A 20,472-nucleotide genomic window follows, 5' to 3' on the forward strand; every position below is an offset into this window, starting at 1 on the left:
AGGAACAAATAATGAAAACAGTATCTTTAGGACGCACGGGAATTCAGGTCCCGGTGCTGGCGATGGGCGCGGCCTCGTTGGGCAGCATCTATCACCCGGTGTCGCAACAGCAGGCCAACGAAACCGTGGCGACGGCCCTTGCCCACGGCGTGAACTATTTCGACGTTGCCCCCTATTACGGGCTAACCAAAGCGGAAACCGCGCTGGGCATCGCGTTAAAAGGCGTACCGCGCGACAGCTATACCCTGGCAACTAAAGTCGGCCGCTACGGCGACAGCCTGTGGGACTTCTCCCGTGAGGCCACCCTGCGCAGCATCGATGAAAGCCTTACCCGCTTAGGTTGCGACTATATCGATGTGATTCAGTGCCACGACATTGAATATGGCGACATGCAGCAATTGCTCGATGAAGGGCTGCCAACGCTGCGCGAACTGCGCGAGAGCGGCGTCGTGCGCCATGTTGGCATTACCGGCTACGACCTGGCGCTGCTGGAACGCGTCGCCTGCGAGCAAAAAGTGGATAGCGTGATGGCCTACTGCACCTGGACCTTACAGGACAGGCGGCTTGGGGCGGTAGCGCAACGTTTGAATCAGGCGGGTATCGGCGTCCTCAACGCTTCACCGCTTTCGATGGGGCTGCTGACCCGAGGCGGCGCACCCGACTGGCATCCGGCGCATCAGGATGTGCAGGCGATCTGCCGTAAAGTTTCTACATTGTGCGACAGCCACGGCGTAAATATTGCCCAGGTTGCCCTGCAATTTGCACTCACCACCGCGGCGGATAACGGCATCGCTTCGACGGTTATCGGCACCGCCAGCGCCGACAATATGCTGGATAACATTCGCTGGTGTACGCAGCCGCTGGATCCGGAGTTGTTCGCAAAAATCGATGAGTTAATGGCTCCGGTGCTGAATATTGGCTGGGACCTGCTGCCGGGCAACGGTGGGAAGGCGCAAAAATGAAGATCCTCGACAGCCATCTGCATCTCTGGGATCCGGGCGTGCTGCGCTACGACTGGCTGCGCGATCTCCCGGCGCTTAACCGACCTTTTTTGCCTGCGCAGCTGGCAGAAATCGCTCAATCGCCGGATGCCGCCATCGTGGTTCAAGCTGACTGCGCCGCGCAGCAGGCGCTCCAGGAGGTAGAGTGGATAAACCAACTGGCGAAAACCAGCGCGATTAAGCTTGCCGGTATTGTCGCCTGGGCGCCGCTGGAAACGGGCAATGCCGTGGTGCCTTACCTGCGTCATTTACATGAACTACCGCGCGTGGTGGGGATCCGGCGCTCCTTGCAAAACGAGCCCCTGGAGCTGTTTTACAACACCGATTATCGCGACGGTTTGCTGGCTGCCGCTCGTGAGGGCTTTGTGCTGGATATGTGCGTCAGAGCGTCCCAACTCACCGCGCTTCACGACTTACTGACGTGGCTTTATCAACACGCACCTGATGCTCGCGTGGTGCTGGATCATATGGGGAAACCTGCTATCGCCGAGAACCAGTGGCAGACCTGGCAGAACGCGTTGACCGCCCTCGCCGCTTTTCCTCAACTGGCGTGCAAAATTTCCGGTTTGCCGACGGAAGCGGACTGGCAAAACTGGCAGCCTGAGCAGCTACTCCCCTGGATCCAACAGGCGATAACGGCATTTGGCCCGCAGCGCTGTTTATTCGGCGGCGACTGGCCGGTTGTCGAACTGGCTGGTGGCTACGCGCGCTGGAAAACCTGCGTAACGGATGCTATTGCCCACTTATCTTGCGAGGAAATTAACGCGGTGATGGGCGACAACGCGCGCCGTATATATCTGACGCAATCAGAAGGGGGAAATAAATAAAACCGGAGTTTATAACGTTTATTTTCAATTCACCCTACTAAGAGCCTGTCCCAGTAGGCGTTATTGTCGCAGGCAGTTTGAACACGGACAGCGCACAGAAACCGGAACGTACACGTAGTACGTGAGGATTTCGAGCACTGCCCAGGTTCAAAATGACAAGTAAAATAGCCCTAATGGGATAGATTCTAAATAATAATGAGGAAATAAGCATGTCCGATAATATCAACTCACTGCCTGCCGGCAAGGTTGACGATAAACCTGATAGCGTATCGTCAGAAAATAACAACAGAGTCACGGGGCGTAAGAAAAATATCCTGCTGGCCTCGCTGTTTACCAATTTCTTTGTTCTGCTGGCGCTGTATTGCGGGGTTATCTCGGTTCTTCTCCCCAACCACGTGGCGCAAATCGATCCCGCCAATAAGGCTAATAACCTGGCGATCGTGATGACCTCAGCGCTGCTGTTTACCATTTTCGCCCAGCCGATTGCCGGGGCGTTATCCGACCGCTGCCGCTCAACCTGGGGGCGTCGTTCACCGTTTATCGTTGGCGGCGCGTTAATCGGTGGGCTGGCTATCTTCGGCATTTCCATGACCACCACGATTGCCGGTATTGCGGTGTTCTGGCTGATGGCTGCCGTCTCGCTGAACTGCATGAACGGTCCATTAGCCACCGTGATCGCCGACCGATTCTTACCAGAAAACCGCGGTATCGCCTCCGGTTTCGTCGGCGCGGGCTCGACTGCTGGCGGTACGGTGGGGATTATCCTCGCAGGCTATCTGGCGTGGAACCTGCAACTGGGCTATCTGGTATTTGCGCTGGCGATTGCCGCCTGCTGCGTGGCTTTTGTCCTTATCAACCGCGAACCCTCTACCCGAAACATGGAAGTTGAACCCTTCCGCTGGGGCTCGTTCTTCAAAAACTTCTGGGTTAGTCCGCGTAAGTACCCGGATTTTGGCTGGGCGTTTTTTGGTCGCTTCGCCATGTATCTGGGCTACCAGGGAGTCGTCACCTATCAGCTGTATATTTTGCAGGATTTCATTGGGTTAAGCGTTGAGGAGTCTAACTACGCTATCGGCACTATCTCGGTGATCACCCTGGTGACGTTACTGTTCTCCGGCCTGGTTTCCGGCGTGCTCTCAGACAAACTGCAGCGGCGGAAAATCTTTGTCTTCCTCTCAACCCTGTTAATGGCCGCCGGTTTGTGTGTGCCTCTGTTTATGCCAACGCTGACCGGAATGTATATTTATGCCGCCATCATGGGGCTGGGCTATGGCGCTTATACCTCTATTGATATGGCGCTGATGACACAGGTATTACCCGGCGGCGGAAAGCAAGCGGGTAAAGACATGGGCATTCTGACGATTGCGACCGTATTACCGCAATCCTTCAGCCCAATATTATCCGCCTGGCTGCTGGCGACCTTTAATAATGATTATTCGTCGCTGTTTATTGCCGCCATTGTGTTTGTATTCGCATCATCATTTTTTGTATTACCGATTAAATCCGTTAAATAAATAACGCGTAGTTTGCAGGCGAGAACACACTCAGCGATGAGTGTGAAGGTCCTCGCCTGCGCCTGGTACTGACTCAGGAATACGTGACAGGAGAACATAATGACTCAGCCTATTTTTCGCGGGGTGATCCCCCCGGTCCCGACGTTATTTAATGCGCAGGGAGAATTTGATCAATCTGCCCAGGCGCTCTTAATTGAACACCTGCTGGCCTCCCCGGTCGACGGCTTGTTTTTCCTCGGCAGCGCGGGAGAATTTGCTCATATGTCCGATGCCCTGCGGCGGCAAGTTACGGAATTTTGCATTACCACGGTCGCCGGGAGAAAACAGGTGCTGATCGGTATTGCCAGCTGTGGGACTCAGCAGACGATTGCGGCTGGCGAACATGCGCGACTGGCGGGAGCCGACGGCGTCGTGGTGGTCAATCCCTGGTACAACCCTCTGAGCGAAAGCAACCTGCTGCACCACTTCACCACCATTGCTAACGCTCTGCCGCTGCCGATTATTCTCTATAATTTCCCGGCGCTGACCGGCCAGTCAATTCCGCCATCGGTTATCAAAACGCTGGCGCAGAACTGCCCGAATATCGTGGGGTTGAAAGATACCGTTGATACGCTCTCGCATATCCGGGAAACCCTGCATGCGGTCAAACCGCTGCGCCCGGATTTCGCGGTATTTGCTGGTTATGACGAGTATCTGTTGGGTACCCTGATCCTCGGCGGCGACGGCTGTATCCCGGCTAGCGCCAACTTTGCGCCGCAGCTCACCTGCGGAATACTTAACGCCTGGCGACGCCACGATCTTAGCGAAGCCGTCGCCCTGCAGCAGTCTCTTTCCTGGGTCCCACCGCTCTATAGTATTGACGTGCCGTTTTATAACGCCGTGAAATATGCGCTACAGCTGACCGGTCTGGATATTCCCATTTATTCCCTACCTCCCGCATCACCATTAACACAAGAGATGAAAGCCGAAATAAAACAGATTCTGCAACGTGCCCACGTTATTAATAAGGATGACGACGATGAGTAAAATTCGCCGCTTTGGCTGTGTGGTTAAAGTCCGTCCGGAAAAACTGGATTATTATAAAGAGCTGCACGCTAACCCCTGGCCGGAAGTGAACGCCATGATTAAAGAGTGCAACCTACGCAACTTCTCAATTTATTATAAAAACGGATTGTTATTTAGCTATCTCAAATATGACGGTGACGATTATGAAGCTGATCAAAAGAAAATGGCCGCGCATTTAAAAACTCAGCAGTGGTGGCAGGAAACCGGGCCATGCCAGATGCCACTCGACGGCGAGCCGGAAGGTACGCTATGGGCTGAAATGGAAGAAGTTTACCACTTAGATTAATAGAAAGATAAATAACAACCTCTGCGCTTATTAACCAGCGCAGAGTTTCTGCCCTTTTTATTTATGATAGTGACCTAATGAGAATAATATGAAAATAACCTCTATGACCCTACCAGGTTTCTGCCTGATAAATATTATGACCATCCCTTACGCTTTTTCCGCACAGAATGTCAGTATCGAACAACGCCTGAACCAACTCGAATTACGGCTTCAGCAGGCAGAAAACCGCGCGGCTATCGCGGAACAAAAAAACGCGCAATTGGCGACCCAGCTAAAACAAACAGAACAGGGATCGCACCAGGCGCAGAAAAAAGTCGAAGACCTTGAAACCCGCACGCAAAAAATTGAAAAAATCACCCCGGACGATAATGGTTATTTTGAACTTCACGGCTACGCGCGCGCCGGGATGATGACCAACCACAACGCCCGCCATTCCCAGGGTGGCCCATTTATGACCCCTGCCGGGCAAACCGGCGGCGCGATTGGCCGTTTGGGTAACGAACCTGACACCTACGTCGAAGTCTATCTGGAGAAAAAACAACGTCTGGATAATGGCGCGACAACTCGTTTTATGACCATGATCGCCGACCAGCAAAAGAGCTACAACGACTGGACCGCCGACTCCAGCACCCTAAACGTCAGCCAGGCGTTTGCCGAAATCGCCTCCCTGCCCAGCTTTACCGGGCCGCTCAAAGACACCACCTTATGGGCCGGGAAGCGCGTTGATCGTGATAACTTTGAAATTCCGTGGCTGGACTCCAAGTTCGTGGCGCTCAACGGCACCGGCGGCGGCATTTATGACGTTCGCTGGTCAGAGAACACGCGCAGCAACTTCTCCTTTATCGGGCGCAGCTTTGGCGATGTCGACGTGGTGAATAACGATGTGCAGAACTACATTCTCACCGCCAACAACTATTTCGGCCCGGTGCAGCTTTTCGTCAGCGGCATGCAGGCCAAAGACAACGAGGAACGCGAAACGCTCAGCGGCTATAAAGTCTTCAACGCCGCTAATAAAGGCTACACCGTACTGCTTGGTTATCAGGGCGATAGTTTCTATGGGATGGCACAAGGCGAATCACGCAGCGTGCTGTCATGGGGGCAAGGACTGGGGGCGGAGGTGAAAAATATCGGCACCGACCCGGCGCTGCTTTCTGACGCCAGCACCCTGCGTTTTGCCAGCTATGGTATGGTTAACCTGGCCCGCAACTGGGATTTCGCCCCCTCGGTACTTGCACAGTACAGCAGCGATCGCTACGTGAAAGGAGACGATTACCGCTGGGTAACGTTGAACGGTCGCGTAATGCAAAATATCACACAGAATTTCGCATTAGGCTATGAAGCCACCTGGCAGTATATGGATCTTGATCCTAACGGCTATCAGCAGTACCAGAAGGTCCACGGCAACTTCTATAAGCTCACCTTTGCCCCGACTTTCCGCCCGGACGATGTCTCGCCGTTCTTCACCCGCCCGGAACTGCGCGTTTTTGCGACCTGGATGAACTGGGATAAAGCGCTGGATAACTACAGCCCCAACGATACGCTGGGCCAGAAAGGCTTTACCTCTGGTGGAGAGTGGTCGTTTGGTATTCAGATGGAAACCTTCTTCTGATCGCAGCGAACGGCTTCCCTGACGAAGCCGTTCGTATTCACGAGCCATCCGAGAGCTGTTTTTCCTGACGGCGAAATTCGCTTGGCGAAACGCCTACCGCGCGATGAAAGTCGCGCGAGAAATGCAGCGGATCGTTATAACCCACCTGCCCGGCAATTTTGCTAATTGTGTCATCGGTTTCGACCAATAACCTTCGGGCCTGAGACAGACGATAATTTTTCAGCCATTTTAACGGACTTTGATTAAAGGTCTCCTGAAACAGGCGAAATAGCTGCGATTTACTCACCTGGCAGTACTGCATAAATTTTTCAATATCCCACTCGTCATGATAGTGGCTGTGGATCTGATATATAAGCCGCCCCAGGCCACGATGGGTAATTACCGGCGATTTCTCCGTTTCCTGGCTGCGGTTCTCCAGCAAGGTAAAAATAAGTTTTGCGCACAGCGCATCACAGTGCGCGTCTGAAACCAGAGTATGGCTTTTCATTAAACTGAACAATTGATAATAAATTTCAGTCACTTTCTCCGGCTGCTGGAAGGCAAATACGGGTTCCTGAAGAACATTGAGAATCTGCATGATATTATTTAATTTTGAGCTATCAATTCTCAGCCATAATATTTCCCACGGTTCAGCGCTATCAGGGTAATGTTCATGCGGCCAACGTACCGGTAGCCAGACCAGATTTCCTTCCTCAACATGATGCAGATTATTTTCCAGTCGAATAACCCCACGCCCTTTAAGGCAAAATATAAGTTCATGCCCGACAACCGACTGACGTTGAATATGGAAATTGCCGTTTGTCCGGATATGGCCCGCCCTGAGAACCCGATAATTCACCAGCGTCGAAAAATCATCGGACTCGCGATACCAGTTTTCGATGACCTGCGTTCGCTGCACGAGTGAAGTCATATGCCACTCCCCAAATAATCAATATTCATCAAGCCTGTGGATATCTATCGTGACACGGTATAGGGTAATTCAGGGTGGTTAGGTTATGGATTTTTGAGCTATCTCACAACAAAGCGATAAGGAAATTCGACACCGCTGTTTTGAATAAAAAGAGCAGATTTTCCTGCTGCTGGCAAAATGCATTTTTGCACAATCGCCCGGTGGCGGCTAACGCCTTACCGGGCCTACGGGACGGATTCGGGATTGGGTTTTGTCGATCGGGTAAGGCGCCTGCCGCCACCCGACAAAATGCGAACACAATAGCTAAATCCGTCGCGGCCTTTAGTCCTGATTTAGCGACTCAAGAAACACCTGCGGCGTCATATCGCCCAGCTTTTTTTGTGTCCGCCCCTGGTTCCACAGCGCACACAACCGCTGCAGCGTCGCGTCCGGTTCATCCAGCGCCGGAATAACGTCAGCTAATCTTTCGCTAAGCTGTATCGCCCCACGCTCCTCTAAAACCACAGTCCTGCACGACAGTTCCGCCCGCACCGGCTGAAAGCCTTTATGAGCATAAGTCTCAAGACATTGTATCTGAGCCGGACAGGTTTCCAGCACCTGCTCCAGCCAGCTATCAACCAGCGCGGGCGAGATCCCTGAATAGATGCGGCCAAAGCACCAGCCGCTGATGGGCTCCTGCGCCCACAGCAGATGGTGTTCACCGCCGTCATCCATCGACAGCGCAAGCTGGCGGTAATGCAACGACAGCGTATCGGCGCGCATCCCCACTTTTAACGCTTTCTTTCCCTGCGGCGCGGCATTTTTTCGCCCTTCATGGGCCGGACGGAGATAGCGGTTTAGCGTCGCGCGGGAAATGGCGATACCCAGCCCCTCATTCACCATAAACAGCAGCTCGTCCAGCGGCGCACGTAGTACATCGCGTAGCGCGTTAACCAACGCTTCTTGCTCTTGTCTCAATACTTTGTGTACCAAATGTGGCGTAGTGTGATTATCCGAAATCTGGCTACGGTTACGCCAGCGACGAACCGTGGTGACAGAAATCCCCAGCTCCTGCGCCAATTCCCGGTCACTTTTATCCGATTCCTGGAGATATTTGCGCGTTCTTGGCGTGGTAGTGGCATTGGCATGCAGCTTAATTTCCATACAGCCCTCTACAAGAAAATATAACTAATCATATGAGATATACATTATTGCAGAGAATACAATGTGAACCGCTTCACCTTTCAGCCCAACGCTTTCTCTCATAATCCGTCATAGATAACACACACAACCCCTGTCGATCTTGTACGGAGTTCACAATGAACAATGTTCTGGGATTTCTTGAAGCTAAACTGATGCCTCTGGCGGCCAAAACCGCCCAGCAGCGTCACCTCGGCGCTATTCGTGGTGCCTACGTTTCATTCATGCCTTTTATTATTGTCGGTTCAATTTTGCTGGTGATCTCTTCTTTCCCTAATCAGGGCTACCAGCAATTTATGGCCAGCACCTTCGGCACCAGCTGGAGCGCGATTATCGAAATCCCGTTTAACGCGGTATTTTCGACGATGTCGCTGTTTATTAGCTTCCTGGTCGCCTACCGCCTGGCGGAACATTACGGCGATGACCGTATCTCCTGCGGTATCCTCTCGCTGGTAGGTTTTCTTATTCTGACGCCGTTTATCAAGGTGGCAGAAAACGGCGGCATCACGGTGATCCCGGTGGAATGGATAGGTACCAAAGGATTATTCGTCGCCATGATCGGTTCGTTACTGTGGACCGAGCTCTTCTGCTGGCTAAAACGTAAGAAACTGGTGATTAAGATGCCGGAAGGCGTACCGCCTGCGGTACAGGAATCTTTCGCCGCGCTGATCCCGGCGCTGCTGGTGATGATTCTGATCCTGGCGATTCGTATCGGGTTTGAGCATACTCATTACGCGACCATCCATCAGTTTATTTATGAGGTCGTCGCTTCGCCGGTTCGCCACTACGGCACCTCCTACTTCGGCGCGCTGATGACCGTTTTCAGCATCACCATTTTGTGGTCGGTCGGCATCAACTCCGGCTCGATGATCAACGGCATTATTCGTCCACTGTGGATGGAAAACCAGACCGACAACATTGCCGCTATTCAGGCGGGTGTTACCCCGCCGCACATTATCACCGAACAGTTCTTCGATATGATCTGGATGGGCGGCGCAGGCGCAACGCTGTCGCTGGTGATTGCGATGCTGATTTTCGCCCGCAGCAAAAATATGCGCGAAGTCGCTCGTCTTGGCGCGGGTGCCTCCATCTTTAACATCAACGAACCGATTCTCTTCGGCCTGCCGGTGATCATGAACCCGATCATGCTGATCCCCTTTAACCTGGTGCCGCTGGTGCTGGTCACGGTGCAGTACGCGGCGATGAAAATCGGCGCGGTGGCGGTCACTACCGGGGTCTTTATTCCATGGACCCTGCCGCCGGTGATCAGCGGTTTTATCGTCACCGGGCATCTCAGCGGTAGCATCATGCAACTGCTTAATCTGTTGATTGGCGCGATGCTGTATCTGCCCTTCATGCGCATCGTCGATAAGCAGTATCGCGCGGCGGAAATCACCGCCCGTGCCGCAACGGACAACACGCTTGCTAAACAGGAGTAAACCAATGTGGGGAATTATTGCCACCTGGCGAATGGCGCTGGAAGGCGTAACGGAATCCGCTGCGGCGCTGGCCGCCGGAGCTGAAACCTCTATCGCCGTCGTCAATGCGGTAGCCGCAGTCGAAGATTTTCCGCTGTACAAATCGGTAGGCTACGGCGGCCTGCCGACCGAGAACGGCGAAGTCGAACTGGACGCCGCCTATATGAATGGCGATACCCTGGCGTTCGGCGCGGTTGGCAATCTGGTGGATATCGCCAATCCGGTGAAAGTGGCCCACGCCCTGAGCCGCCAACGCTATAACAGCCTGCTGGTCGGTCAGGGAGCCCGAGAGTGGGCGCTGAGCCAGGGATTTGCCGCCAAAGAGATGCTCACCGATCGCGCCATGCAGCACTATCGTAAACGCTGCCGTGAAACGCTGGATCAAGGCCTCAGTCCCTATGATGGTCACGATACCGTGGGCATTATCGGCCTCGATCGACAGGGTTCAATGAGCGTCGCAACCTCCACCAGCGGCCTGTTTATGAAAAAGCGCGGGCGACTGGGCGACTCACCGATTATCGGGTCCGGTTTTTATTGCGATAGCGAGACCGGGGCCGCCACGGCAACTGGCGTAGGCGAAGATCTGATGAAAGGCTGTACCAGCTACGAAATTGTACGACGAATGGCCCAGGGCATGACGCCGCAGCAGGCGGCGGACTCGGTGGTCAGCGAGCTGGAGGACAAACTGATGTCACGCTTTGGCCGCGCGGGAGATCTTTCGGTGGTCTGCATGAACCGTCACGGTGAATTCGGCGCGGCCACCAATATCAAAACCTTCTCCTTTGTCGTCGCTAGCGCAACGCAGCCACTCACCGTGTTTTGCGCCGAGCGCGTGCAGGAGAAAACTCATTACCGTCCGGTGGACGACGAATGGATGCAGGCCTATGCCGCAGGTATTCGTGCGCCCATTGAGGAGTAAGTCATGTTGAATTATCGCTTAATTAATCAGCTGGATAGCACCTGCGATGGCGCGCATCTGGTGACGTGGCCCGGCAGCCCGTTGTTAGACGCCTGCCCCCTAAACGCCAGCCCTCTGCTTGCGGAAATGGCCGAACAAGCCGCTGGCGGCGAGGTCGCGGATACCCGCTTCGGCTGTTCGCCTTTCGCCCGCATTACCGTTATCCCACGGTTACAGTGGCAGGATGCGATGAACGACAGCCTGACAGAGGTACTGCGCCCGTTGTGCAAAACGCCGGTGAGTGAATCGCTTGTCCTGGATTGCTCGCTGGAAGAGGCGTACGGCGCATTAACCAAAGCACTGCGTTATCTGTTTAACCTGGACTGGCATCTCGACGATCTGGGACTGCATCGGGTAAATACCGGGAAACGGCGGCTGCGCCAGCTCTCATTTTACGCCTTGCCTGAACAGCAGACCGTGCTTGAAACCCTGGCTCATCGCCAGCAGGCCACGGCGTACGGCATGATCGCCGCACGGCGGCTGGCAGATCTGCCTTCCGAGCAGTGTACGCCGCAGTATGTGGTGGACGAAGCTGCACGTTTATGCGCCGATATTCCCGCTCTGCGCTGCGAAGTGCTTGATGAAAAGGCCATCGTTGAACAAGGGCTCGGCCTGCTGCATGCGGTCGGTAAAGGCGCCGAGCGCCCGCCGCGCCTGCTGGCGATTCATTATGATGGCATCACCGATGGCCCGGTACGCTGCTATGTCGGTAAAGGCGTGACCTTTGATACCGGCGGGCTGTGGCTGAAGGAAGGTGCCGGAATGTACACCATGAAGTACGATATGTGCGGCGCGGCCAACGTCCTGGGATTGATACTAAGCATCGCCAGGCTGGCGCTGCCGGTGCGGGTCATGGGGGTACTGGCGCTGGCGGAAAACGCCATTGGCCCGAACGCTATGCAGCCGGGTAGCGTCGCTCGGGCCTGCAATGGCTTAACGGTAGAAATCAATAATACCGACGCCGAAGGCCGCCTGGTGCTTTCCGACGCCATTGCCTGGGCCAGCCAGCGGCATCCGCAGGCGCGCTATATTATCGATATGGCAACGCTGACCGGCGCGGTGGTGAAGGCGCTGGGTTATGACCTCAGTGGTTTAATGACCCAAAACGAAACCCTGCGTTCGGCGTTGACTCAGGCGGGAATAGAGAGCGGGGATGAAGTCTGGTCGCTGCCGCTGGACAGTCGGCTGAAAAAACAGACCGAAAGTGCGATAGCCGACCTGTGCAATACGCCGGGCAACAACGCGGCGATCAGTGCCTCCGCCGCGTGGCTATTGCAGCATTTTTGTCCACCGGAGATCCCGTGGGCCCATCTCGACGTCAGCGGTACGGCGCTGTGGCGTGAAGGCGGTAAAAGCGTGGCTTCAGGCAGGCCGATACCGCTGCTGATTCAGCATCTGCTCAACGATATCAGCGATGTTTAAAACCTTCCCGGGGGCGGCGCGTTGCGCCTTGCCCGGGCTACCAAACAATAAACTTCCACGATGCACCTGCCATAAAGTAGCCCGGACAGGTGCGTCAGCACCGCCTCCGGGGAATGTTCCGACACCCTGCGGCCTTCCTCTCGGGGGCGGCGCCTTGTGCCTTGCCCATGCTACCAAACAATAAACGTCCACGATGCACCTGCCATAAAGTAGCCCGGACAGGTGCGCCAGCACCGCCTCCGGGGAATCATCTACTCCTCACTCGCCACTGGCTTAACTCTTACCGCAAACAGCACAATTACCATCGCACTAACCAGCAACAAGCCGCTGCCGGCGAACACACCGCTGGCACCGTTAAGATCGAACACCGCCCCTCCGCCTGCCGCACCCGCGCCTATCGCCAATTGAATAGATGCCACCAACAGCCCGCCCGCGCTTTCCGCCTCATCCGGTACCGTCGTAGCAAGCCACGTTGACCAACCCACCGGCACCAGGCCAAAGGCAAAGCCCCACATCGCCACCAGCAGACCATCCAGCAGCGCGAAGTGACCAAATGTCACCATCAGCAACGCCAGCGCGCTCATCGCCAGCGGCACCAGCGCCAGCGTCAGGCGCAGGCTTCTGGAGAGAAAATGTCCGGCAATCGAGGTACCGATAAAGTTCGCGACCCCAAAACCCAGCAAGATCAGGGAGACCCCTTCGACGCTGGCCTGAGCTACGGTTTCCAGAAACGGTCGCAGATAGGTAAAAAAAGCGAAATGACCGCTGAAAATCAGGATGGTCGCCAGCATCCCGCCCATCATGCCCGGACGGCGCAGCACCTTAAACAGCGTCGCAAAGCTGCCCGCGCTCTCCGGGCGCATCGAAGGCAATACCCACAGCTGCCATAACAGCGCAGCCACGCTCGGCACCGCACAGATAATAAATACGTTACGCCAACCTATCAGCGCACCAAAATAGCTACCGAGCGGCGCGGCAACCACGGTGGCTATCGACACGGCAGAAAAGATGATCGCCAGCGCTTTCGGTACCATCGCCGCCGGAACCAGGCGCATAGCGGTGGCGGTCGACATCGACCAGAAGCCACCAATCGCAATCCCTAACAGCAATCGTCCAAGCAGTAAAAACTCAAGCGATCCGGCAAAGGCCACCATCATGCTGGAGATGATTTGTAAAACGGAAAAGAACATCAGCACCCAGCGGCGATCAATATTCCTGGTCGCGGTAGTGATCAGCAAACCAGTAAGCAACGCCACCAGCGCCGTCGCGGTCACCGCCTGCCCCGCCATACCTTCACTCACACCGAGGCTGGCCGCCATCGGCGTTAACAAACTGGCGGGCAGAAACTCGGCGACAATCAGGCCAAACACCCCCAGCGCCAGCGCGTAGACGGCGCGCCATGCGGGCTTAGCGTTTGCCAGACTCTCTTCAGCGGCAATGCAGGAACTCATATACATCTCTCCAGAACAATTAACATTTCGTTAAGATTAGGGTGTTCCTGCCGGACGATCTATGATACATACTCTGCAATTATTGATAATTCGTCCGGGAATAATGTAATGACTCAGCAAGCTCTCGATCTCACCAGCGAACTGCTGCGCGGCATGCGCCTTTCCGGCGTCAACTACCGGCGCATTGAGGCCGCTCGCCCCTTCGGCGTCGAGTTCAGTCATGTACCCGGCAAAGCGCAGTTCCACTTTATTAGCCGGGGCCCGGTGCTGCTGCGCATGGCCAGCGGTCAACGCCTCACACTGGAAAGCGGCGATGCGTTATTTATTCCCAACGGCGATAGCCACGCGTTGCTTTCCGATGAACAGGCCCCGGTGATGAACGTCCTGAAGCTTCCCAGCGAACCAGTTTGCAGCACCGTGTGTTGTGTTAAAAATAAGGGCGACGACGCGAAAAATGGCAGCGCCATTATCTTTAGCGGCTGCATGGATTTCGAACTGGGCGGCATGCAGCCGCTGGTCAAAGCGATGCCAGAAGTGATGCTGGTCAGCAGCCTGCTGACCGCTCGCCCGGAGATCCAGCCGATGCTGGCGGCGATGGAACGCGAAACCCTCACCCGACAGGCAGGCTACGCCGGTATTCTGGCACGTCTTGCTGATGTGGTTGCCGCGCTGATCGTCCGCGGCTGGGTCGAGTGCGGTTGCGGCAATGCCACCGGTTGGGTGCAGGTGCTGCGCGACCCGAAGCTGGCCAAAGCCATTTACGTCATGCATCAGCAGCCCGGAATCAACTGGAAGGTCGAAGATTTGGCTCGCGAGGCGGGAACCTCCCGCTCGGTATTTGCCGAACGCTTTCTCTCCGCTACCGGCACCACGCCTGCCCGCTACCTGACCGAGCTGCGCATGCGGCTGGCGGTACAGTACATCTCCCATGAGGGACAGGCGCTGGAAAAGGTGGCCTTCAAACTGGGTTACAGTTCGCATGCCGCCTTTAGCCGCGCCTTTAAGCGCATCACCGGCAAAGCGCCGGGCGCACTGCGTGACCTGTCGCGGGGAGAAGAGTTTTAGCCCTGCCCTAATTCGCGAGTGCGCCTGACCGCCGCCAGCACGCTACGCTGAAGCCCGGCGGCAAAATCGCTATTGTTCAGTTCATACAGACCGTGAATCCCCACTCCCGCCGGTGAATTGTTGATATCCAGAAGCTGACGCGGATGCTTCTGGCTGCGGCGCAGCATCTCTACCGCGCCGAGCAGATTTTCCCGCACCACTTCCGTAGCCTGAGCCCGCGACAACCCAGCCAACACCCCGGCATCGGTAAAGGACTCGATAAAGTAGTAGATATAGTTGGGACCTGCGACGCCAAAGCCGGTGAAGATATCGATCAATCGTTCCGGTAGATACAGTACTTTGCCGAAACCGCGCAGAAACGGCTCAACCGCTTCCGTGCTGGCCCCGGCGTTTAGGGTTACGCCGCTATAGCCGAATCCGGTATCGGTCAAGGTATTGGGGATCACCCTGACAATCGGCGTTTCAGCGCCAAACAGGGAGGACAGTTTTTCCAGTGTCACTCCGGCAATCAATGAAACTACCGTTGTTCCCCTCGTCAATTGTGAACGTGCACGGTCAGCCACCGCCGTCAGATCATCCTGCGGACGGATCCCCAATACCACCAGAGAAGCGTCCGTTAACCCGCCCCCCTTCGGCAGCGAATAGAGGTTTTGCAGATAATCAACTCGCGCACCATCAATATCCTCCAGCGAGATCTCTTCCGCTCGCAGCGTACCGTTGCTTAAAGACGCGCGAATAATCGCCTCCGCCATCTGCCCGGCACCGATAAAATGAACATTTGCCATTATGCCTCCTGCTCTTCTGACTGATAAAAACGCAGCCGACAGACTGCGTCACCGCGAGCCAGCGCGGTCTGTACGTCTAACCTCAGTCCCGGGAATGCGTCGGTTAACGCATGATCGCCTTCCATGCAGATATCGCACAGCGTCTCAACTTCACGGGCCTCGCGCCCCTGCTGCCGCCAGCAGTTAACGTAAGGACAGTAGTGAAACTGGACGATAAATTCTGTGCGGCTGGCGCTGACGGGCTCCATTTCATAAACCTGAGATTCAAGACCACGGGTAAACAGCGTGGCGAACGCTTCCAGATCTCGTCCATCGTGCATCTGCGCGCGTATCTTATACCCAATATCCCGGCCATAATGACGAATCGCCTCCCGGGCAAAATCATCGGCGATATTGCGCTGACGGCTTTCATCAAGCAGATAACCGATAGTTGCGGCCCTTTTTTCGGTAATCGCACGCAGCGCCAGGGTCACCTCATCGGTTAGGGTTGCGGTGTTATGCGCTGGTTCTGAAGTTATTTCCGTCATGTGTTTATTCCCAGTCGGTATTGACTTTAACGTCGCTGGCGCCGGGTAAGGCATAAACATCTTCGGCGTACCATTTACGTGAAAGCTCGGCAAGCGTGCCGTCTTTTTTCAGTGCAACCAGCTGAGCATCAATCGCTTTGATCAACTGCGGGTCAGTGTCCTTTTTATATAAATAGACGTTAGGGAATAAGCCGACAGAATCCGAAGCTTTAAGGTTAAGATTTAGCGCCTTATTTAACGCCAGCAGCGCGCCAATAGGATAAATCGCCGCATCGTATTCGCCTGAAGCCACAGCTTTAAAAATATCAGCGGCGGACTGTTCACCATTAGGTTGCAGATTAATTTGCTGGGTCGGGTGCTTTTTATTGTAGTTTTCAATCACCGTATAGCGTGCATCGGTGGTATGAATCGGCACCAGCTTTTTCTTACCGCTGGCAAGATCGCCAAGATTATGAATATCGTTTTCGTTATTGCGCACGATCAGGCGTAAATCGCTGATCCCGGTCGGTTCACCGGAGTGGTCGTATTTTTCTGCCCGCTCTTTAGTGAGATAAAAGTGATCCGCCGCGAGGGTATAGGCCCCGGTAGATAAGCCAACTATCATCGCATCGCGCGAGACAGCATTAAAATGAAATTTATAATTGGCCAGCCGCTGATCCAGCACCTTCAACAGATCGCCGTCGTAGCCGGTAATATTGTTATTATCGTCAACAAAGCTAAAAGGAAAACCGTTGGCATTCACCACCACTTCTACCGTTTTCGCCGTCGGGCTTTTTTCAGCAGCCTGCGCAGCGCTAATTCCCATTGTCAGGAACAGAGAACTCACCAGTAACGTTTTATTTTTCAAAATACTTTCCCCAAAATGATAAAGTTGCCACTCTTTTTTGTGCATCTCCTCGCCAGCGTGCGCTCAGAGATATTTCTACGCTGCGCAATGCCCGGGCGATCGCCAGACACAACACGATGTAAATCACCAGCACTACGCAATATGCTTCGACAAAGTGGAAGCCGCGTGCGGCGGCGATGTTGGCTTTCGCCATCAGGTCGATAACGGTGATGGTATAAACCAGCGAGGTATCCTTAATCAGATCGATCAGCACGCTGGTGAAGTTGGGCAGCGCGGATACGGCTGCCTGCGGAAAGATAATCCGCCGAAACTGGGTAAACCCGCTGACGCCAATCGACCAGGCGGCCTCCCGCTGCCCTTTATCAACCGCATTCCATCCGGCCCGAAATGTCTCGGCAAAATAAGCGCTGAAGATCAGCGATAGCGCGGTCACCGCCGCCACTAGCGGCGAGAGCTTATAGCTGAACATATTCTCCTGCGGGCCGCCAAACAGTCCGGCGGCAATCCACGGCCAGACATAAAAAAAGAAATACAACATCACCAGCACCGGTACCGAGCGGCCAAAAGAGATAAATATCTTTGCCACATATTTAATGCCGGGTGTCTGGCGAATGATTACATATGCAAGTACTGCCCCCAGCAGGGTAGAAAAAAGTAGTGATAATAGCGTTATCGCCAGAGTCACTGGCAGTGCGCTCAAAATAAACGTAAAATTATCCCGAATAAATGCAAAGCTAAACATGTTAATCTGTCACTCCAGCAGGAACTGATATTTCTTTTCAATACGGGTGGTAAAATAGAGAATAATACTATTCAGCAACCAGTAGACGATTATCACGCTAATAAAGGCCGCAACTTGTTTAGCACCATAGCTATTTTGTGAGATCTTCTGTGCCCGACCAAAAATATCGACAATACCAATAATATTCACCAGAGAGGTCATCTTCACCAGATTGATTAAAAGATTACCAAAATTGGGAATGGAAATAATTAATCCCTGAGGGAAAATAATCCGCCGAATGCCAATGTGCCAGGGAATATTCAGGCTTCTGATCGCCTCCTTTTGGCCAATATCTACTGCATTCCATGCCGAGCGGATCATCTCGGCGAAATAAGGACTGATGCTGACCGAGATAGATAAAATGGCAAAGGTGGTATCGCCAATTAACAGCGGTGGAAGCGCCAGCGCCGTCAGAATAAGTTTGCCACCGAAGAAAAACAGCAGGATCAGCAGCGCCAGCGGTGCCCCGCGCAGAATATCGGTATACCCTTTCGCAACAATCCTGAGCGGCATAAATCGACTAAATTGTAGCACCACGATAATCAGCGCCAGCATCAGCCCAAACAGCAATGAGGCGAAGGTCATTCCGAGAGTGATCGGTAAATTCTCCAGCAGTTTGGGGATAATCTGGCTGATATCCTGCCAGCTAAACAACGCGTTATTGTCCATCTTGAGCCTCAGCCATGATAGTGCAAACGAGCCAGAAACGCCCGGGTTCGCCCCTGCTGCGCGGCACCAAATATCTGCTCCGCAGGCCCCTGTTCTACAATCTCGCCGTTTTCCATAAACACCACCCGAGAAGCCACCTGGCGGGCAAACTCCATTTCGTGAGTGACGATAATCATCGTCTGCCCCTCGACGGCAATCGTCTGTATCAGTTCCAGCACTTCGCCGACTTTCTCCGGATCCAGCGCGGAAGTCGGCTCATCCAGCAGCAGTACAGCGGGGTTGATTGCCAGCGCGCGGGCAATACCGATGCGCTGCTTTTGCCCACCGGAAAGGCTATGAGGATAGTGGTCTTTCTTATGCAGTAGCCCTACCTGCTTTAATAACCGTTCGGCAATATTTTCAGCCTCCTGGCGCGAGCGCTTTTTGGCATAAATCAAACCTTCGGTGATATTTTGCAGTGCGGTAAGATTATGAAAAAGATTCCACGATTGAAAAACCATTGCAGTTTTGGCGCGTAGCTTTTCAATTTCCTTTTTACCCGCCTTTGCACAGTCCAGCGCCACATCATCTATTTTAATTTGTCCGCTATCTGCGGGTTCTAAAAAATTAAGCGTCCGCAATAGTGTTGTTTTCCCTGAGCCACTCGGGCCAATAATGCAAATAATTTCGCCGGGATTTACGCTCAGTGAAACATCTTTGAGTACCCGTTCACCGGAAAAGCTTTTACTGATTTTATCGAGAGTTATCATAATGAGATATTCGTGAATATATTTTCCAATCCGCCGCTTATCGACGTTTGTTGCTGTGTAAAAACTATATTGCTGCGGTTCAGGGGATAGCAAACAAGAAAAAAACATATCTAAAGTCGAAAAATAACTTTTTATATATTTGTTATGGTATTAAGTCCGGATTGTAACCAATACATCACCATTCAGTGGGGTTAATGCTGAAACGCTAAAATCATTCAAATTTTCTGAAAGAGATGCGCAAATTGTTTCGATTTTAATCACCGCATGCTCAGTCTATTATTTATCACATCGGGGCAACAACGCTCCAACACTGATAAAACACTTAAGGAATACGACCATGAAATCCATCAAAACTTTCGTTGCAGTTGCTGCTCTCTCTATGATCTCTTTTGGTTCTTTTGCACAAAGCGTTAGCGCCAGCGCCTCAACTCTGGACCGCGCAGAAGCAAAAATCGCCGCTCAGGCAGCAGAACAAGGCGCGTCATACAAAATTACCAGCGCTCAGTTTAACAACCGCGTGCATATGACTGCTGAACTGACCAAATAAACTCACCCGTCTTACTTCAAGTTGCATGTGCGTTGGCTTTCCTGCAACTCGAATTATTCAGGGTATATAAGACTATTGCCGGGCCGCCAAAAGAACAGGCGACAGCGACAACACGATGAAATAAGGAATTGAATATGAAAAAAATCAGCGTGGTCACCGCACTGCTTTTGGCCGCTACACTTTCATCTACCGTGATGGCCGCAGAGAATAGCTTTGCGCGACCAGAAGCAGGTTCAAATATAGATACCGCGGTACATCAGAATCATATTGATGTCAGCCATGCTTTCGATAAAGAGAGCCTGACGGCGGGTAATCTTCAGTAAGTAAGACATCGCAAAAGGAGTGCACGGAAATATCCGCTGCGCTCCTTACTTTTTCTGCCAGTTCGCCCACGGACTCTCTGCCGGGGCATCCGTAACGTCTGACTCCACACCCGTAAGCGAATCGATATACAGCTCCTCCACCTCTTTGCGCGCCCACGGCGTGCGGCGTAAAAACTTCAGGCTCGACTTAATACTCGGATCGCTTTTAAAGCAATTAATATTGATACGCTTCGCCAGTTCAGCCCAACCGTATTTAGCGACCAGCGCATTGAGCAGGACTTCCAGCGTGATACCGTGCAGAGGATCTTTTGCGTGCTGCATGACCGTATTTTTACCCAAATAGAAAAATTTCGCCCACCATACTGGCTCCCGACGCCGTGCGCAACCCGACTCACCCTCCTCTTAGCCAAAATTCGCAAAAGCACAGAACCCTCCACGGTCATAAATTAGAAAAGAACGTTATTGGTTGAATATTTTCG

22 protein-coding genes are annotated in these 20,472 nt (G+C 53.6%); 12 read left to right on the top strand and 10 right to left on the bottom strand.

Going from position 1 to position 20,472, the window contains the following annotated elements; genetic code table 11:
• Nucleotides 1-11: 11 nt before the first annotated feature.
• The 6 genes from DA718_RS14850 to DA718_RS14875 all read left to right on the top strand — a co-directional run bounded on the left by DA718_RS14850 (nt 12) and on the right by DA718_RS14875 (nt 6,302).
• Nucleotides 12-962, top strand: a complete 951-nt coding sequence (locus DA718_RS14850; RefSeq protein WP_112214987.1) for an aldo/keto reductase — start codon at nt 12-14, stop codon at nt 960-962.
• Nucleotides 959-1,828, top strand: coding sequence for an amidohydrolase family protein (locus tag DA718_RS14855; RefSeq protein ID WP_112214988.1), 870 nt, complete (start codon nt 959-961; stop codon nt 1,826-1,828). Before DA718_RS14850 ends, DA718_RS14855 begins: the two co-directional genes overlap by 4 nt.
• 209 nt (nt 1,829-2,037) lie before the next feature.
• A complete protein-coding gene (locus tag DA718_RS14860) occupies nt 2,038-3,342 on the top strand; it encodes an MFS transporter (protein WP_112214989.1) in 1,305 nt (434 codons plus the stop codon).
• Between the two features lie 99 nt (nt 3,343-3,441).
• On the top strand, nt 3,442-4,368 hold the full coding sequence (locus tag DA718_RS14865) for a dihydrodipicolinate synthase family protein (RefSeq protein ID WP_112214990.1): 927 nt from the start codon (nt 3,442-3,444) through the stop codon (nt 4,366-4,368).
• Nucleotides 4,361-4,693, top strand: coding sequence for an L-rhamnose mutarotase (locus DA718_RS14870; RefSeq protein WP_227016010.1), 333 nt, complete (start codon nt 4,361-4,363; stop codon nt 4,691-4,693). Before DA718_RS14865 ends, DA718_RS14870 begins: the two co-directional genes overlap by 8 nt.
• 88 nt (nt 4,694-4,781) lie before the next feature.
• Nucleotides 4,782-6,302 (top strand): carbohydrate porin, encoded by a 1,521-nt coding sequence (locus DA718_RS14875; RefSeq protein WP_227016011.1) that lies wholly within the window; start codon nt 4,782-4,784, stop codon nt 6,300-6,302.
• A 37-nt stretch (nt 6,303-6,339) separates the two neighbouring features.
• On the opposite strand, the gene DA718_RS14880 is transcribed toward DA718_RS14875, so the two are convergent.
• Both DA718_RS14880 and DA718_RS14885 read right to left on the bottom strand, forming a co-directional pair.
• Nucleotides 6,340-7,200, bottom strand: coding sequence for an AraC family transcriptional regulator (locus DA718_RS14880; RefSeq protein ID WP_167492876.1), 861 nt, complete (start codon nt 7,198-7,200; stop codon nt 6,340-6,342).
• 333 nt (nt 7,201-7,533) lie between these two features.
• Entirely contained in the window at nt 7,534-8,355 is an 822-nt protein-coding gene (locus DA718_RS14885; RefSeq protein ID WP_112214992.1) for a helix-turn-helix domain-containing protein, read from the bottom strand.
• Nucleotides 8,356-8,510: 155 nt separating this feature from the next.
• Here DA718_RS14885 and celB point away from each other — a divergent pair, with 155 nt between their 5' ends.
• Genes celB through DA718_RS14900 form a run of 3 tightly spaced genes read left to right on the top strand, consistent with a single transcriptional unit; the run spans nt 8,511 to nt 12,249 of the window.
• The gene (gene celB / locus DA718_RS14890; RefSeq protein WP_112214993.1) at nt 8,511-9,830 is read left to right on the top strand and encodes a PTS cellobiose transporter subunit IIC; all 1,320 of its coding nucleotides are present in this window, start codon (nt 8,511-8,513) and stop codon (nt 9,828-9,830) included.
• A gap of 4 nt (nt 9,831-9,834) precedes the next feature.
• Nucleotides 9,835-10,788, top strand: coding sequence for a glycosylasparaginase (locus DA718_RS14895; protein WP_112214994.1), 954 nt, complete (start codon nt 9,835-9,837; stop codon nt 10,786-10,788).
• Between the two features lie 3 nt (nt 10,789-10,791).
• Nucleotides 10,792-12,249 carry a leucyl aminopeptidase family protein gene (locus DA718_RS14900; RefSeq protein ID WP_112214995.1) on the top strand — a complete coding sequence of 486 codons (1,458 nt, stop codon included), beginning with the start codon at nt 10,792-10,794 and terminating at the stop codon, nt 12,247-12,249.
• Nucleotides 12,250-12,500: 251 nt separating this feature from the next.
• Here DA718_RS14900 and DA718_RS14905 read toward each other — a convergent pair whose 3' ends face one another.
• Nucleotides 12,501-13,700: an MFS transporter gene (locus DA718_RS14905; RefSeq protein WP_112214996.1), complete on the bottom strand. Its 1,200-nt coding sequence runs from the start codon at nt 13,698-13,700 to the stop codon at nt 12,501-12,503.
• Nucleotides 13,701-13,808: 108 nt separating this feature from the next.
• On the opposite strand from DA718_RS14905, the gene DA718_RS14910 reads away from it, so the two are divergent.
• On the top strand, nt 13,809-14,765 hold the full coding sequence (locus tag DA718_RS14910) for an AraC family transcriptional regulator (protein WP_112214997.1): 957 nt from the start codon (nt 13,809-13,811) through the stop codon (nt 14,763-14,765).
• On the opposite strand, the gene DA718_RS14915 is transcribed toward DA718_RS14910, so the two are convergent.
• Genes DA718_RS14915 through DA718_RS14940 form a run of 6 tightly spaced genes read right to left on the bottom strand, consistent with a single transcriptional unit; the run spans nt 14,762 to nt 19,123 of the window.
• Entirely contained in the window at nt 14,762-15,550 is a 789-nt protein-coding gene (locus DA718_RS14915; protein WP_112214998.1) for a pyrroline-5-carboxylate reductase family protein, read from the bottom strand. The two genes, DA718_RS14910 and DA718_RS14915, sit on opposite strands and share 4 nt — an antisense overlap.
• A complete protein-coding gene (locus DA718_RS14920; protein ID WP_112214999.1) occupies nt 15,550-16,077 on the bottom strand; it encodes an L-2-amino-thiazoline-4-carboxylic acid hydrolase in 528 nt (175 codons plus the stop codon). Before DA718_RS14920 ends, DA718_RS14915 begins: the two co-directional genes overlap by 1 nt.
• Nucleotides 16,078-16,081: 4 nt before the next feature.
• Entirely contained in the window at nt 16,082-16,924 is an 843-nt protein-coding gene (locus DA718_RS14925) for a transporter substrate-binding domain-containing protein (protein WP_112215000.1), read from the bottom strand.
• Nucleotides 16,914-17,666: an amino acid ABC transporter permease gene (locus DA718_RS14930; RefSeq protein WP_112215001.1), complete on the bottom strand. Its 753-nt coding sequence runs from the start codon at nt 17,664-17,666 to the stop codon at nt 16,914-16,916. Before DA718_RS14930 ends, DA718_RS14925 begins: the two co-directional genes overlap by 11 nt.
• A gap of 9 nt (nt 17,667-17,675) precedes the next feature.
• Entirely contained in the window at nt 17,676-18,374 is a 699-nt protein-coding gene (locus DA718_RS14935; protein WP_112215002.1) for an amino acid ABC transporter permease, read from the bottom strand.
• Between the two features lie 8 nt (nt 18,375-18,382).
• Nucleotides 18,383-19,123, bottom strand: a complete 741-nt coding sequence (locus DA718_RS14940; RefSeq protein WP_112215003.1) for an amino acid ABC transporter ATP-binding protein — start codon at nt 19,121-19,123, stop codon at nt 18,383-18,385.
• Between the two features lie 337 nt (nt 19,124-19,460).
• Here DA718_RS14940 and DA718_RS14945 point away from each other — a divergent pair, with 337 nt between their 5' ends.
• On the top strand, nt 19,461-19,670 hold the full coding sequence (locus DA718_RS14945; RefSeq protein ID WP_110274717.1) for a YdgH/BhsA/McbA-like domain containing protein: 210 nt from the start codon (nt 19,461-19,463) through the stop codon (nt 19,668-19,670).
• Between the two features lie 134 nt (nt 19,671-19,804).
• Entirely contained in the window at nt 19,805-19,993 is a 189-nt protein-coding gene (locus DA718_RS14950; protein ID WP_112215004.1) for a hypothetical protein, read from the top strand.
• A gap of 45 nt (nt 19,994-20,038) precedes the next feature.
• Here the strand turns inward: DA718_RS14950 and DA718_RS14955 are convergent, their stop codons facing one another.
• A complete protein-coding gene (locus DA718_RS14955) occupies nt 20,039-20,314 on the bottom strand; it encodes a VF530 family protein (RefSeq protein WP_112215005.1) in 276 nt (91 codons plus the stop codon).
• Nucleotides 20,315-20,472 lie beyond the last annotated feature (158 nt).

It is taken from the genome of Klebsiella huaxiensis (assembly GCF_003261575.2).
GTDB classification, from domain to species: Bacteria; Pseudomonadota; Gammaproteobacteria; order Enterobacterales; family Enterobacteriaceae; genus Klebsiella; species Klebsiella huaxiensis.

Coding starts and splice junctions, on each gene's coding strand:
- DA718_RS14910 (WP_112214997.1), top strand. CDS start 13,809: ATGACTCAGCAAGCTCTCGATCTCACCAGCGAACTGCTGCGCGGCATG.
- DA718_RS14875 (WP_227016011.1), top strand. CDS start 4,782: ATGAAAATAACCTCTATGACCCTACCAGGTTTCTGCCTGATAAATATT.
- DA718_RS14870 (WP_227016010.1), top strand. CDS start 4,361: ATGAGTAAAATTCGCCGCTTTGGCTGTGTGGTTAAAGTCCGTCCGGAA.
- DA718_RS14945 (WP_110274717.1), top strand. CDS start 19,461: ATGAAATCCATCAAAACTTTCGTTGCAGTTGCTGCTCTCTCTATGATC.
- DA718_RS14885 (WP_112214992.1), bottom strand. CDS start 8,355: ATGGAAATTAAGCTGCATGCCAATGCCACTACCACGCCAAGAACGCGC.
- DA718_RS14850 (WP_112214987.1), top strand. CDS start 12: ATGAAAACAGTATCTTTAGGACGCACGGGAATTCAGGTCCCGGTGCTG.
- DA718_RS14930 (WP_112215001.1), bottom strand. CDS start 17,666: ATGTTTAGCTTTGCATTTATTCGGGATAATTTTACGTTTATTTTGAGC.
- DA718_RS14865 (WP_112214990.1), top strand. CDS start 3,442: ATGACTCAGCCTATTTTTCGCGGGGTGATCCCCCCGGTCCCGACGTTA.
- DA718_RS14940 (WP_112215003.1), bottom strand. CDS start 19,123: ATGATAACTCTCGATAAAATCAGTAAAAGCTTTTCCGGTGAACGGGTA.
- DA718_RS14895 (WP_112214994.1), top strand. CDS start 9,835: ATGTGGGGAATTATTGCCACCTGGCGAATGGCGCTGGAAGGCGTAACG.
- celB (WP_112214993.1), top strand. CDS start 8,511: ATGAACAATGTTCTGGGATTTCTTGAAGCTAAACTGATGCCTCTGGCG.
- DA718_RS14935 (WP_112215002.1), bottom strand. CDS start 18,374: ATGGACAATAACGCGTTGTTTAGCTGGCAGGATATCAGCCAGATTATC.
- DA718_RS14950 (WP_112215004.1), top strand. CDS start 19,805: ATGAAAAAAATCAGCGTGGTCACCGCACTGCTTTTGGCCGCTACACTT.
- DA718_RS14955 (WP_112215005.1), bottom strand. CDS start 20,314: ATGCAGCACGCAAAAGATCCTCTGCACGGTATCACGCTGGAAGTCCTG.
- DA718_RS14900 (WP_112214995.1), top strand. CDS start 10,792: ATGTTGAATTATCGCTTAATTAATCAGCTGGATAGCACCTGCGATGGC.
- DA718_RS14905 (WP_112214996.1), bottom strand. CDS start 13,700: ATGAGTTCCTGCATTGCCGCTGAAGAGAGTCTGGCAAACGCTAAGCCC.
- DA718_RS14920 (WP_112214999.1), bottom strand. CDS start 16,077: ATGACGGAAATAACTTCAGAACCAGCGCATAACACCGCAACCCTAACC.
- DA718_RS14915 (WP_112214998.1), bottom strand. CDS start 15,550: ATGGCAAATGTTCATTTTATCGGTGCCGGGCAGATGGCGGAGGCGATT.
- DA718_RS14855 (WP_112214988.1), top strand. CDS start 959: ATGAAGATCCTCGACAGCCATCTGCATCTCTGGGATCCGGGCGTGCTG.
- DA718_RS14860 (WP_112214989.1), top strand. CDS start 2,038: ATGTCCGATAATATCAACTCACTGCCTGCCGGCAAGGTTGACGATAAA.